The sequence below is a fragment of the Pseudoalteromonas sp. C12FD-1 genome (assembly GCF_037414265.1).
Classification (GTDB): Bacteria; Pseudomonadota; Gammaproteobacteria; order Enterobacterales; family Alteromonadaceae; genus Pseudoalteromonas.
In genome coordinates, this window is record NZ_JBBEVD010000072.1 from 55,963 (window position 1) to 70,272 (window position 14,310).

Consider the following 14,310-nt stretch of genomic DNA (forward strand, 5'->3'; position numbering starts at 1 on the left):
TAGCTTCTATTCGTAATCTGTACATCACATTTTTGATAAGATAAGACTCTATAGATGACATTTACTCAGGAACTACAGACGCGCGGATTAATTGCTCAAGCCAGTGATTTAGATCAGATACAGCAAAAACTTAGCCAGCCGCAAACAGTTTACTGCGGTTTCGATCCCACCGCAGGTAGCCTTCATATTGGACATTTAGTCCCGCTCATTATGCTCAAACGTTTTCAAGATGCTGGACATCAAACATTAGCGCTTATTGGTGGTGCGACGGGAATGATTGGCGACCCATCTTTCAAAGCCGTAGAGCGCAGTTTGAATAATGAAGAAACTGTATCTGGTTGGGTCAAAGATCTTACTACTCAAATTGAGCTGTTGTTAGCTCCTCATTTAAGCAAGCCCATGACTATCGTCAATAACTCAGACTGGATGAGAGATATTAATGTCATCGATTTTTTTCGTGATATTGGTAAGCATTTTTCAGTCAACAATATGATCAGCCGAGAGTCTGTAAAGCAACGGTTGCAAAGGCCTGATCAAGGCATTTCATTTACAGAATTTAGTTACAGTTTACTCCAGTCCTATGATTTTGCTGTGCTTAATCGAAACTATGGTTGTAGTTTACAAATTGGTGGTAATGACCAATGGGGAAATATTGTCAGTGGTATTGATCTAACTCGTCGTCAAAATGGAAAGCAAGTATTTGGTTTAACCTTACCTTTAATAACTAAATCTGACGGTACTAAATTTGGTAAAACAGAAGGTGGAGCCGTTTGGCTTGCACCAGAAAAAACATCACCATATATGTTTTACCAGTTCTGGTTATCCACTGAGGACACCGATGTTTATAACCTTCTGCGATACTACACATTCTTGTCTTGTGATGAGATCGAGAAGATAGAATTGCAGGATAAAACCCGAAACGGCAAACCCGAAGCTCAAAAGATTTTAGCGCAGAATATGACGCGTTTTGTTCATGGTGAATCAGGGCTACTCAGCGCAGAGCGTATTACGCAAGCATTGTTCACAGGTAGTGTCGTGAAGCTGAGTTATAATGAACTCAAACAGCTTGAGTTAGGTGGTATTCCAAGCATCGAAAGCTCCCAGCAAGGCATTCAAGAACTGTTGGTCGAATCAGGGTTAGCTAAATCAAAGCGCACCGCCAGAGATCTAGTCGAAAATAATGCTATTAGTGTAAACGGTGAAAAAATAACATCTGACAACTCCCAACTTGGATTTCCACTATTTGATGAATACTGGTTAATTCAGCGCGGTAAGAAGCATTTTTGCTTAGTCAAACGCAAATAAATTTGCAAATACAGGTAATGCGTTTCAAATCTTTTGCATGAGGGTTGAACGCATTACTTTAAGTATCACAATGTTTGACTGCGTAGAAATCAATTAGCTTAGTTATGGACAATCAACTGATTATATGCGTTGCTTTACATACCAAATTCCGAAACCAATGACCATTACTAGCTCAACAGCAACCCACATCCAATGCCTTGGTACGGAACCATCAAGGAAAATTCCCATTACGCGCGAAATTAGCGCCCCTAATGTTAATGTCATGCCTAGTGCTGCAACAGTAAAAAAATATGGGGTGATTTGATGATGAAAGATGAGCAGCATCCCCGCCCCCATTAGAAAGCCCCATCGGACTCTTCTTTCAACAGCTTGGAAGGCATCCTCAGGGATGGATTTATTACTAACTAGCTCAGGGTTATAGCTGAGAATCCCCCCTAGTAATACAATGATAAAACCCACCACCTGTAAAACTATTTTACTATCCATAAAAATCCTTAAACATACTTAGCGCAATGTTCCTGTATCATGGGTTAATAGTTTATTCCTGTTAATTCTTCAGATAGCGTCCAAAGCTTTCGCGCAGCTACGATATCATGTGACTGCTTGCTTGATTCTACCTTGATGGGTGCGCCATGTAGTTCAAAGAAATCCTGTGGGCCGAAGAAATCACCCGAAGATGCACTTTCGTCTGTTGCAGCTCGTAGTGTTGGTAGTGCTCCCATTTCTTTACTCTGGCCGAAAAAGATATTTAAAAATTTCACCACGCCACGCTGAAGTTCCGACGTCGTCCATCCTGGATGAGCTGCTGTAACTATAGGGTTGTCACCTTCTGGTTCGAGCCGTCTTTTCAGCTCATAGGCAAAGTAGAGATTCGCCAGTTTGCTATCTGCGTACGCCATAAAATTACTGTATTTTCGCTTTTCCCAGTTCAAATCATCCAAATCGATCTTCGAGGCCTTATGTGCGCCAGCAGAAACTACCACCACACGGGAGTTCAGTGTCTTCTTGAGAGTCTCAAGTAAATGGCCGACCAATGCAAAGTGACCTAGGTGATTCGTCCCCATCAAAATTTCAAATCCGTCATCAGTCTTGGCATACGGGCACGCTACTCCTGCGTTGTTGATCAGTAAATCAAGGCTGTCGAAAGTTGCTAAAAACTGTGAACTAAACGCTTGAATTGAGCGAAGACTGGAAAGGTCCAGCTGCATAACCGAAATGTCGGTGTCTGGGTAGTCTGCTCGAATTTCCGCAGCTACCTTCTCACCTTTTGATACATTTCTAACCGCAAGTACTACCGTCGATTGTTTTTTTGCTAGCACCCTAGCAGTTTCCTTTCCTACCCCGCTGGTTGATCCTGTCACAACTGAAATCCTGCCTTGTTGAGTAGGTATATCGTCAGCACTCCAAGGTTTATTTGCCATGAATTTTATTCCTCATTTTTTAGATGGTTGGGCTACTTAGAAACAAAGCCTTGAGCAAAATGCAGTTAAATTCGAAGGGCTTCATAATCGATAGAGTAATATTAAGAGACATGACCAAAAGTAGCAGTGCACAAATCTGCAAGAGTTGTATACATAATAACAAATCGAACCGCTTCGAATTTTTGTATACACTTAAAGTTAATTTGTGCACTGAATTTTCTATTCAACTAGGCCACAATATGGGTATGAGCTAAGTAAATATCGCTAAAGGTTGTACGATAAGGTTAAACAATGAAACACTTCCATTTTGATACCATTAAACAACTCAATGCTGTTCTCGGTATACGCCCACCCGAGCACCCTTTAGTTGATGTTATGAAACTAAATCCCAACAGTGATGACAATCAATTACTCAGCGGTGAGAGCATCTCACTCACCACTAGTTTCTACGCGATATCGTTCAAAAACATCACATCAGGCGAGGTCATGTACGGTCGCACCCAATACGACTGTTCAAGTGGAACAATGCTGTTTATTGCTCCCGGCCAAGAGCTTACTGCCAGCGGTATAATCATTGACTCCGTTGCTCGAACCATCTGCTTTCACCCCGATTATATCCGTGGTCACAAGCTGCAAGACGAACTTAAGCAATATCAATTTTTCAATTATTCGGTTAACGAAGCTTTACACCTTTCACCAAAAGAAGAGCAACATATGGTCGCGATGTTTGATGCGCTTGAGGCTGAAAACAACAACAGTTTAGATGCATTCAGTAAGGACCTTATCCTATCGCAAATTAGTACCTTGCTAATGTATGTCAACCGCTACTATCACCGCCAATTTATGATGCGTAAAGAGGCCAACACCTCAATATACGATCGGTTTTCAAAGCTTTTAGATGCTCGCTTAGACGCTGTAATTCAAGAGTCTGCGTCAATCCCTGAGGTGGAAGAGTTAGCGCAAGGCATGAATATGACCAGTCGCTATCTAAGTGACGCCTTAAAGGCGGAAACAGGTAAAACAACCAAAGATTGGATTCATTATGCGCTGATTGAGAAATCAAAAGATCGCTTACTTTCAAGCAAGGATTCGGTGGCAACCATTGCTTACTCGCTTGGTTTTGAATACCCGCAATACTTTTCTAGGTTGTTCAAAAATAAAGTTGGTATGACGCCTTCAGAGTATCGAACTGAAAATATTCGTCACTAAGTAATATAGAATCCATTATTTGTTCTAATCGCTGATATATTGGCTGCCAACTCATTTTGGGGCAGAAACGAGTTAAACCTGAAAGGCAATTCCACGCCCTGAGCCTCTCAACTGCAAAAAATATTGATCATAAAGTAAGATATTTTACTGTGCCGGATGGCACTTCGCTATACTTAACCGAAGAGCTACAAGCAAACATTGAGTTATCGATTTTAATAATTAGCTTTTAACTAAATTTAAATAAACTTTAAAACTGGTAGTTTGAGTATTTGAACAGACCTCTATCTCTCCATCGTTTGCTTGTGCTAGCGCTTTGACTATTGCAAGCCCTAAACCTGCTCCGTCGCTATGCCGTTGGCGCGACTTATCAGGTCGATAAAAGCGATCAAATAAATAAGGTAAATGCTCAGAAGGTATTCTCTCCCCTGTATTAATTACTGAAATGCATATTTTTTCATCGCTGAACATTTCACTATTTACTGTGATTGTTGAACCTTTTGGTGCGTACCTAATTGCATTAGATAGTAAGTTTGATAGTAATTGTCGAAAGTGTAATTTGTCACAATAAAAGCAAAGGTTTTGACCTTTTTTATTAAATGCAATCAATGAGTCTTCAGCCAAAGCATCAAAATATTCAAATAACGCTTCAATTTCATCATGGCTTTTTAAAGTGTTCTGAACCGGTTTAATTAGCCCATTCTGAGTTTTTGCGAGCCAAAGCATATCACTAACCATTTTAGTTAATCGTTCGAGCTCTTCTAAATTAGAAAATAAGAGCTCTTGATACTCTTCCAACTGCCTTTTTTTAGATAATCCAACCTGTGTTTGAGTAATTATATTTGTTAGAGGGGTACGTAGTTCATGAGCAATATCACTAGAAAAATTTGATAAGCGAATAAATTCACCTTGGAGCCTGTCGAGCATTGAGTTAAACGACTGCACCATATTAACAAGCTCAATAGGCACTTTATTTTCATCAAGCCTTACATCCATTTTATTAGTTTGGATATCATGCATTTTCTGGCTTAAACCTCGTAAAGGGTTTAATCCTTGATGTATAGCAAACCAAACCACCAATAAAATGAGTACCGCTGAACCAAACATAATAGCCCAAAGGCTTTGCTGAAATTGATTGAGAAAGTGTAAATGAAAGCTCATGTCTATCGCTGTAGTAATTTTATATTGCTGTTGCTCAGTACTTAAATTACTCACCAGAGCTCGGTAGGTATGAGTATCATTTTGCCATGAGACAATATTGTTACGGTTAAAGCCAGTTGAAGCCTTAGCACTCATTACGAAATCACTGAAATCTCGTTCAGAGCTTTGAAAAATGAGTTCTCCTTTTGCGGTATTTACCTGATAGTAAACACCATGATGACCCGCAACAGCGTTAGATAATTCATTTTTAAGCTTTAGGTTTGATTGATATTGTTGTGTTAAAACTAATTCAATAGATTGATTAATAACATGTAGCTCACTACTATCTTGCTGGAAAAAATGATGTTTTATCGAACTATTTATTAAAGAAGCAACTAAAGTTAAGCACGCAATAACGGTAACAGCTACAAACAACACTACACGCATCGTAAGTGATAAAGGCCGTGACTTAATAGCCATCAGTTTCAACCTCTAATTTATAGCCCATACCACGAACTGTATGAATTAATTTAACAGTAAAGTCATCATCAACTTTTGCTCTTAGCCTACGAATGGCAACATCAATCACATTGGTGTCGCTATCAAAATTCATATCCCATACTTGAGAAGCAATTAACGAACGTGGCAGTACTTCACCTTCGCGCCGTAACAATAGCTCAAGTAAGCTAAATTCTTTATTACTCAATAAAATACGCTTGCCTGCACGTTGTATTTTTCGCTTTGGAATATCCATTTCTAAGTCAGCAACGGTCATTATATCGTCAACTGTTTGCGCTGCACCACGGCGAATAAGAGTGCGTACCCTAGCTAAAACTTCAGCAAAAGCAAAAGGCTTTATTAAGTAGTCATCAGCACCAAGCTCGAGGCCCTTAACTCTATCGTCTATGCTATCGCGAGCAGATAAAAAAAGTACTGGGGTTTTGTTATCTGCTTCACGCAGCGACTGTAAAATTTTCCAACCTGATACGTCAGGCAACATGACATCAAGTATTATTACATCAAATAATTCGGTCATTGCTAGGTGATGACCGTCAAGGCCATTACGTGCCAAAGAAACCTGAAAACCAGCTTCACTTAGTCCCTGTTTTAAATAATCGCCCGTTTTTTCTTCATCTTCAACAACTAATAAGCGCATATAATTCCTTCATTAAAGTCCTAACAATTACCTCTGCAAATAGTATGCATTATATGTGACTACAGCAACATGACGTGAACATTACAACCTTGTAATGTTCACGTCATGTTAAAGACAGGTCTACTTTCTATACTCAAGACATATTCTGCTATGAAGGAGTAAGGAAATGGGGTTTAAAAAGTCATCACAACAGGTTAGCACACCACGAAGACGATTTGTTCAAGGCTTAATTGCAGGAGGTGTACTTGCTGCTTTTCCGAGTGTATTGCATGCTGCATCATCTTTAGTAGCAGGAACAATAACAGGCACTGTACCCGAACTTAGCGGCAAAGTAATTGATCTGGTTATAGATGAATCGCCGGTTAACTTTACTGGCGAAGTACGTATGGCGACAACTATCAATGGATCTATACCCGCACCTACCTTGCGCCTCAAAGAAGGCGATGACGTTACTATTAGAGTAACAAATAAGTTATCAGTACCGAGTTCAATTCATTGGCATGGCATTATTTTACCGTATCAAATGGATGGCGTACCAGGTATCAGCTTTAAAGGCATTATGCCAGGCGAAACCTTTGTTTATAAATTTAAGCTGCAACAAAGTGGCACATATTGGTATCACTCACATAGTGGTTTTCAAGAAATGACAGGCATGTACGGTGCATTAATTATTGAGCCGCGAGAAAACGATATTATTAGTGCAGATAACGAGCATGTTATTCAATTATCTGATTGGACTGATGATGACCCTATGGCGTTGTTCCGTAAATTAAAAGTACAGAGTGATGTATTTAACTTCAATCAACCTACTGTTCCAGAGTTTTTTGATGACGTTTCTAGCAGCAATATTTCAAATGCTCTACAACGCCGAAAAATGTGGAACCAGATGCGAATGAACCCTACAGACTTAGCTGATTTATCTGCATCAGCAATGACTTTTTTAATGAACGGTAGTACGCCAATGGCAAACTGGCGTGGAATGTTTAAAGCTGGGGAGAAAATTAGACTTAGGTTCATTAATGGCTCTAGCAATACTTTTTTTGACGTACGAATCCCCGAGTTAAAACTAACGGTTGTACAAGCAGATGGACAAAACGTTGAACCAGTGACAGTTGATGAATTTAGATTTGGCCCTGGTGAAACCTACGACGTAATTGTTGAGCCTAAAAATGATGCCTATACGATTTTTGCTCAAAGTATGGATCGCTCTGGTTACGCAAAAGGAACTTTATCAAGCTCGCCTAATATTGATGCGCCAGTACCTGCACTTGACCCTGTTGAGTGGTTAACGATGACCGATATGATGGGCAATATGACTCACGGCGGTGAGCATTCTGCAATGGCTGGTATGGCAGGCATGTCAAGTATGAACTCTAAAAAAGTGGATCATAGTGCTATGGGGCACGGTGCAATGGCGATGGATCATAGCAAACATGGTATGTCTGAAAACCCATTAGCGGTTGCCAGCTCTAAAGTGCGTCATGCAAAAACGGAGTATGGAGCTTCTGTTGATATGCGCGTTGATATGCCTAGAACAAACCTTGATGATCCCGGTATTGGTTTACGTAAAAATGGTCGCCGTGTTTTAACACTTGCAGATTTACATTCACTTGAAGGGATCACTAACCAGCAAGAGCCTGAAGCTGAAATTGAGCTGCATTTAACCGGCAACATGGAGCGTTATAGCTGGTCATTTGATGGCTTAGAATTTGGTAAAAGCACGCCAGTGCATATGAAGCATAACCAACGTTTAAGAGTTATTTTACAAAACGATACCATGATGACGCACCCTATGCATTTGCATGGTATGTGGAGTGATTTAGAAAACGAGAGAGGTGATGTGCAAGTGCGACGTCATACGATACCTGTTCAACCCGCACAAAGAATCAGCTTTTTAACCACCCCTCACGATGTAGGGCGCTGGGCTTGGCATTGCCATTTATTATTCCATATGGATGCCGGCATGTTTAGAGAGGTAGTCGTATCATGAAACAATTAAAACTATCTAAATCATTAGGCTTATTAATGTTAACTGGGGCTTCATTAATTAGTTTCCCTTTATTAGCGCAAAGTGAAATGGCACAAATGAGTAGCGCTAAGATGCAACCACAAGGGGGAGATGCACCTAAAGACGCAAGAGACCCTCATGCTTATTCTGCGGGAACAACTTTAACAGAAGGCCCATATGCGCTTGAGGGTAATGAGCGATTAACACTCGCCGATGAGCATCCATTTTACGCATTACTAGGCGATCGTCTTGAATATAACGAGCAAGCAAACGCAGGTGTGTTTGACTTACAAGCATGGTACGGCACTACCTTTGATCGATTGGTAATTAAAACCGAGGGTGATTTCAGCGAAGGGAGTATTGAAGAAAACCAAACCGATATTTTATGGGGTCACGCCGTATCAGCATATTGGGATACTCAAGCAGGTGTTCGTCTTGATTACAATAAAGAAGGTGAAAATCGGCAATGGTTGGCTTTTGGCTTACAAGGTTTAGCCCCTTACTGGTTTGAAATTGATATGACAGCGTACGTGGGTGAGCGAGGCAATACCGCATTTACATTAGAAGCAGAGTACGAACTACTACTCACGCAAAAGCTAATTATACAACCGCGAGCCGAAATTACACTTTATGGCAAAAACGATAAACAAAACGAACTTGGAAGTGGCCTATCAAGCAGCGCGATTGGCTTTAGGGTTCGTTATGAGTTTACACGCCAGTTTGCGCCCTATATTGGCGTTGAATGGAGTAATAAATTTGGCAATACCGCCGACTATGCCACATCAAGTGGACAAAGTAGCAACAACACCGCATTTGTTGCGGGTATTAAATTTTGGTTTTAGTCATTTTAAATAAGAGGTAATTATGAAGTTTTTTAATTCTGCAGTAGCCATTATAAGTTTAGTGCTTACATTTTCCGCATCAGCGCATATATCACTCAAGCAATCAACACCTGCGCAAGAAGCCATGTTAATGAAAAGTCCAGAGCAACTTTCGTTAACTTTTGGTGGTGAAGTAAGGCTAGCAAAAGTCATCATCAAAGATGAAAAAAATAAATCAATAAACTTTGATTTCAAACCCAGCTCCACCCCAAGCACAGACTTTAGTTGGTCATTACCGAGCCTACCCCAAGGCACTTACACGGTTAAATGGATTGCACTGGGTGGTGATGGACATAAAATGACCGACACGTTTAGATTTATGGTACACAAAAGTGAATCGCAAAAGATGATGCAAGAACAATCTAATACCCACAGCAAACATAATCATTAAGTAGCAACAGAATGCAATTAAGTGAATGGTCAGTACTTTTACTATTATTAAAACTAGCAAGCTATATAGCAATTGCAGGGCTTGCGGGCACTTTATTAATGCGCTTTATGTGTGGCAACAGCAATGTTGCAGGGCATCACTTAATTAGCTTTTATCAGTTCTTAAAACGTTGGCAAATTACGTGTGTAACTATCGGTAGTATTACTGCACTTTTACAAGTACCAATAGAAGCTGGGGCAATGGCCGAATCAGGCTTTATGGGAATGTTTGACCCCTTTATGCTTGAAATTGTTTGGCAATCAGTCATAGGTGAGCAAGCAACGTTGAGAATACCAGCGCTTATTATTGCTCTAATTAGCGCATGTATGTGGAATGTGAAATCAGATGATAACGTAGCAGGTTATAAAAACGGTGCCGTTATACTAATCATGCTTGGGTTTATCGCTTATAGCTTCACTTTTACTGGGCACAGTGCAAATGAAAATGGGTTAGTAAAAAGTATTTTAACCTTTCACCTTATTGCCATTGCGAGCTGGTTAGGGTCATTGTGGCCGCTTTACAAAAGCTGCACTTTACTACCTACCAGTGAAGTGAAGCGGTTAATGCATTACTTTGGTCAACTCGCTATTGTTATTATATTTGTACTACTTATTTCGGGCTTAACTTTACTCCTGCAGTACTTAGAGTCATTTTCTGTATTGTTTACATCAAATTATGGGCAACTAATTTTATTAAAACTGTTACTCGTCAGTGCGATGCTGTTACTAGGTGCATGGCATAAGCTTTTTTTAGTCCCGCAAATCACTCAACAACACCATATAAATATATTAAAACGCTCGATCACTGTTGAAATAGTAATTGCCCTGTTTGTACTTATTACAACAAGTATATTTACCACACTTGTTGGTCCGCCTGTTTAACGATTAATAAAAAAGGAAAACGTATGTTAATTAAATCCTCTAACTTAAAAATTTTATTGCTGCTAATTTTTAGCGCTGTTGGTTCTTTTGCTGTTAGTGCACATGGCGATGAAGAACATTCAAAAAAAGGCTGGGTTTTTGTCAATCTTGATAGCGAAGCTGCAAAAACTGTCAGCCTATTTCATGCATCCCTAAAACAAGGCAATGGCGAAGCTGCACGTAAATTACTAGCCGACGATGTCATCATTTTTGAAGGCGGAAGTGTTGAGCGTTCTGCAGATGAATACGCGAACCATCATATGATAGCGGATATGAAATTCTTAAGTGCAGTTAATAGTGAACTACTCGAGCACCAAGTTTACACAGATGGAGACACCGCTTACTCAATTTCAAGAAGTAAAACTCAAGGAAAGTATAAAGGGAAAGATATTAAATCTACGGGAATGGAATCAATTACATTAAAAAACACCGATTCAGGGTGGAAAATTACTCATATTCATTGGTCTAATTAAGGGGTTAACAATGCAAGTAAACTACATAACCTCAGCGTTTTTTTTATCATTAACCATGTCATTTTCTACAATGAGTATCGAAAAACAGCACAAAACATCAATAGTTTCTGAGAATTCAAAAAAACATAAAATAGAGCTTACCGTTTATAAAAGTAAAAATTGTGGGTGTTGTAATAAGTGGATTGCTCATTTGGGAGAAAATAATATTCAAACAAAAGCAATTAACGTTAATGATATGGGGTTGATTAAATCTCAGTATCAAATAAAACCGAATATGCGTTCATGCCATACAGCCGTGTCAGCCGATGGATTTGTATTTGAAGGTCATGTTCCAGCTAAGCATATAAAACTGTTTTTATCTGAGCAACATGCTCCGCACATTACAGGCTTAAGTGTACCTGCCATGCCTATTGGCACTCCCGGAATGGAAATGGAGGGTATATTTCACAAATATAATATTGAGCTACTCACTGACAACTCAAGTGAAGAAATCTACAAATACATAAGTAAATCCAGCGAGCAGTTTTAGCCTAACGGCATAATTCTTGAACTAATTGTTAAATATCCATTTTACACAACAGGAAACACTGATTTGTGAGCTTGATAGTGTAAAAGTTACTCACATGTAAAAACAAAATACAAACTTTGAAGGAGCAATACAATGTCACACTATTCAAAATTTTTTTTAATGATAGCAACATCCACAATTACCATGCTTGTATTGATGTATTTGAACACCTACCAACTTAGCCATGTTTATTTTAGTGAAACTCGTACTTATATGGCGCTTTATATGGGAGCCACAATGGCAGTGGTAATGCTACTTTTCATGCTCAATATGTATAAAGATAAAAAGAAAAATATAACAGTACTCGTTGCTAGTGTTACCGTATTTGCGGGAAGTTTATTTTTAGTTCGATCACAAGCGACTGTTGATGATAGCTCATGGATGTCGGCGATGATCCCACATCATTCAATTGCCATACTCACAAGTGACAAGGCAAAAATCAAAGATAAACGCGTTCAAAAGCTAGCTACAAATATAATTGAAGCTCAAGAGCGAGAAATAAAAGAAATGCAATGGCTCCTAAAAGATATAGAGCAAAACGGCATTGCACAAACCAATGCTCAAGCACAATTAAGAGCGGTTCCAGATTTCAATTCAAATAAATAAACCATATAACATAAGGAGTAAAGCATGAGTAAATCAGCCCAACTTTTTAGAATGGTAACAGATGAGCATATTTGTCCGTTTGGTTTAAAATCAAAAGACTTACTAGAGCGAGAGGGATATACAGTTGATGATCAGCTTTTAACTTCTCGAGAGCAAACAGATGAATTTAAAAAACAACACAGTGTAGAAACTACACCTCAAACATTTATTGATAATAAACGTATAGGTGGCTACGACGATTTACGTGATTACTTTAATAAGCCACAAGCCGCCCAAGAAGGTACAACTTACACGCCCGTGATTGCGATTTTTTCGGTTAGTTTTTTGCTTAGTGTGGCATTTAGTTTTGCATCAGATAATAGCTTATTATCAATGCAAACCGCTGAACTGTTTGTAGCCCTAACAATGGCAGTGTTAGCAATACAAAAGCTTCAAGACTTATTTAGCTTTACTAATTCATTTATAACCTATGATTTAGTCGCTATGAAAGTAGTCAGGTACGCTTATGTTTATCCATTTTTAGAAGCATTTGTTGGCATTGGAATGATAGCCGGATTACCAGCCTATATTATTGCCCCTATTTCATTATTCATAGGTGGGGTTGGTGCTATTTCAGTGATAAAAGCAGTCTACATAGATAAACGAGAGTTGAAATGTGCGTGTGTAGGCGGTGACAGTAACGTACCACTAGGGTTTATCTCCCTCACAGAAAACTTATTTATGATAGCTGCCGGTATTTGGATGTTTGTTAGGTAAAAGGCAGGATATACTTTGCTATGGCACGTACCAGACTTTGTAGTTGTCTCTGGTAGTGCCTGAACTTAAAACCTCATTAATTAGCTCTGGCATTTCTTAGGGATCTTGACGTTACAATGACACTAACGCTCTTATCAATTGCGAAATTGAAAAGTACCAGCCTTCTTATCGGAGCTAATCTTAATTTGACTCTAGGATTTTTTAGGGATAAACATTTAATCATCCCACTGTTTAGCGTCATATAACTTTAATTAATGAATTGTGTTAAATTTCCCATAGTGAGTTTAAACACTCGATATAACAGACTAGTTAAGGCTTATTCACTAACAGCTAAAAATTAATAGCTATTCTCAAACCTTGGCACCTTTCGCTTATCGGCTTTACTCATAGCCAGCTCTTGTATTTCTTCTTGCTTAAGCTCATCTGATTTATCTTCTAATGAATGCTGCTTGGCGTTTTCAAACACTAGCTCAGTGAGTAGTGCAAAGTGGTCAGAGCCATATTTAGCAAGGCGCTTAATACGTTTTACTTTAAAGCCTTGGCTGTGAAATAAATGATCGAGCGGCCAGCGCATAAAAAAGTAACTTGCGTGAAAGGTGTTATAAAAACCACGGCCTTTACGTGGGTCTAAAAAGCCGCTTATTTGCATAAATAAACGGGTGCTGCGCGACCATGCTACGTCGTTTAAATCACCAGCTACAATGGTCGGGCGTGTTGGGTTTTTAAGTGCTTTTGCCACCATTATGAGTTCGCTATCGCGTGGGCGCGATGAGTCTTCTTCAGTGGGGCTTGGTGGTGCGGGGTGAATAAAGTGCCCTTGCATTTGCAGGCCTTCATTGTTTTCGAACAAGATATGAATTGAGGGAATATCGTCCTCTATTAACTCGCATATTTGCGCATCAAGAATTTTAAATTTACTGTATAAATGCATGCCGTAGCGGTTGTCTTTAGCGCATTCAATATAATAGGGGTAGTTTTTTTTAAGAACTGCTAACTTGTTTTCCCACCAGCTGTCGCTTTCAAGGGTAATTAATAAATCGGGCTGGTGTTTATCAACCAGTGAGATTAGTTGTTCACTATTGTGGTTTGACATAAGCACATTAGCCGACATGATTCTAACACTGTGATCTTCGCTCACTGAGGCAGTTTTAACTTCTTTTTTAGCAAGCCAGGTGTAAGGAAATATCCATTTCCCTTGTAAAACCATGGTTAGTAATGCGGTTAAAGCAGTATACAAATACCCGCTATTGTCGCTTTGCCACAGTAAACAAAACGACACGACTGCAACAGCGCTGGCTATATAAAACACCTGTAGTCGAACAAAGTCGCAGCTGCGCACTAAGTAGTGCTGGCTGTACGACATAGGTAACAAAGTCACTAATAAAAAAAAGCCAATGATTATAGCTAGTGCAATGAGCATTTAAATATCCTTATAAATTG

At 39.3% G+C, this 14,310-nt stretch carries 15 protein-coding genes; 10 read left to right on the forward strand and 5 right to left on the reverse strand.

What is annotated here, in order from left to right; genetic code table 11:
* Window positions 1–54: 54 nt before the first annotated feature.
* Window positions 55–1,305 (forward strand): tyrosine--tRNA ligase, encoded by a 1,251-nt coding sequence (gene tyrS, locus WDB87_RS14595; protein ID WP_337850266.1) that lies wholly within the window; start codon window positions 55–57, stop codon window positions 1,303–1,305.
* A gap of 120 nt (window positions 1,306–1,425) precedes the next feature.
* On the opposite strand, the gene WDB87_RS14600 is transcribed toward tyrS, so the two are convergent.
* Window positions 1,426–1,791 carry a hypothetical protein gene (locus tag WDB87_RS14600; protein WP_286246270.1) on the reverse strand — a complete coding sequence of 122 codons (366 nt, stop codon included), beginning with the start codon at window positions 1,789–1,791 and terminating at the stop codon, window positions 1,426–1,428.
* Window positions 1,792–1,835: 44 nt separating this feature from the next.
* Window positions 1,836–2,726 carry an oxidoreductase gene (locus WDB87_RS14605; RefSeq protein WP_337850267.1) on the reverse strand — a complete coding sequence of 297 codons (891 nt, stop codon included), beginning with the start codon at window positions 2,724–2,726 and terminating at the stop codon, window positions 1,836–1,838.
* 291 nt (window positions 2,727–3,017) lie between these two features.
* Here WDB87_RS14605 and WDB87_RS14610 point away from each other — a divergent pair, with 291 nt between their 5' ends.
* Window positions 3,018–3,935, forward strand: coding sequence for a helix-turn-helix domain-containing protein (locus WDB87_RS14610; RefSeq protein WP_337850268.1), 918 nt, complete (start codon window positions 3,018–3,020; stop codon window positions 3,933–3,935).
* A 219-nt stretch (window positions 3,936–4,154) separates the two neighbouring features.
* Here WDB87_RS14610 and WDB87_RS14615 read toward each other — a convergent pair whose 3' ends face one another.
* Window positions 4,155–5,552 carry a heavy metal sensor histidine kinase gene (locus WDB87_RS14615; protein WP_286246267.1) on the reverse strand — a complete coding sequence of 466 codons (1,398 nt, stop codon included), beginning with the start codon at window positions 5,550–5,552 and terminating at the stop codon, window positions 4,155–4,157.
* Window positions 5,542–6,228 carry a heavy metal response regulator transcription factor gene (locus WDB87_RS14620; RefSeq protein WP_337850269.1) on the reverse strand — a complete coding sequence of 229 codons (687 nt, stop codon included), beginning with the start codon at window positions 6,226–6,228 and terminating at the stop codon, window positions 5,542–5,544. Before WDB87_RS14620 ends, WDB87_RS14615 begins: the two co-directional genes overlap by 11 nt.
* Window positions 6,229–6,394: 166 nt before the next feature.
* Between WDB87_RS14620 and WDB87_RS14625 the strand changes: the two genes are divergently transcribed.
* From WDB87_RS14625 to WDB87_RS14660, 8 genes are all read left to right on the forward strand, one after another.
* On the forward strand, window positions 6,395–8,218 hold the full coding sequence (locus WDB87_RS14625) for a copper resistance system multicopper oxidase (protein WP_286246265.1): 1,824 nt from the start codon (window positions 6,395–6,397) through the stop codon (window positions 8,216–8,218).
* Window positions 8,215–9,078, forward strand: a complete 864-nt coding sequence (locus WDB87_RS14630; protein ID WP_286246264.1) for a copper resistance protein B — start codon at window positions 8,215–8,217, stop codon at window positions 9,076–9,078. The genes WDB87_RS14625 and WDB87_RS14630 overlap by 4 nt, the downstream gene beginning before the upstream one ends.
* Window positions 9,079–9,100: 22 nt before the next feature.
* Complete coding sequence (locus WDB87_RS14635; RefSeq protein ID WP_286246263.1) at window positions 9,101–9,508, forward strand: copper resistance CopC family protein; 408 nt, start codon at window positions 9,101–9,103, stop codon at window positions 9,506–9,508.
* Window positions 9,509–9,519: 11 nt separating this feature from the next.
* On the forward strand, window positions 9,520–10,428 hold the full coding sequence (locus WDB87_RS14640; protein ID WP_286246262.1) for a copper resistance D family protein: 909 nt from the start codon (window positions 9,520–9,522) through the stop codon (window positions 10,426–10,428).
* A gap of 23 nt (window positions 10,429–10,451) precedes the next feature.
* Window positions 10,452–10,940, forward strand: a complete 489-nt coding sequence (locus WDB87_RS14645; RefSeq protein WP_286246261.1) for a YybH family protein — start codon at window positions 10,452–10,454, stop codon at window positions 10,938–10,940.
* Window positions 10,941–10,950: 10 nt separating this feature from the next.
* Window positions 10,951–11,469: a DUF411 domain-containing protein gene (locus WDB87_RS14650; protein ID WP_286246260.1), complete on the forward strand. Its 519-nt coding sequence runs from the start codon at window positions 10,951–10,953 to the stop codon at window positions 11,467–11,469.
* Between the two features lie 132 nt (window positions 11,470–11,601).
* The gene (locus WDB87_RS14655) at window positions 11,602–12,114 is read left to right on the forward strand and encodes a DUF305 domain-containing protein (RefSeq protein ID WP_337850270.1); all 513 of its coding nucleotides are present in this window, start codon (window positions 11,602–11,604) and stop codon (window positions 12,112–12,114) included.
* A gap of 24 nt (window positions 12,115–12,138) precedes the next feature.
* A complete protein-coding gene (locus WDB87_RS14660; protein ID WP_286246258.1) occupies window positions 12,139–12,870 on the forward strand; it encodes a glutaredoxin in 732 nt (243 codons plus the stop codon).
* Window positions 12,871–13,207: 337 nt separating this feature from the next.
* Here WDB87_RS14660 and WDB87_RS14665 read toward each other — a convergent pair whose 3' ends face one another.
* A complete protein-coding gene (locus tag WDB87_RS14665) occupies window positions 13,208–14,290 on the reverse strand; it encodes an endonuclease/exonuclease/phosphatase family protein (protein ID WP_286246257.1) in 1,083 nt (360 codons plus the stop codon).
* Window positions 14,291–14,310 lie beyond the last annotated feature (20 nt).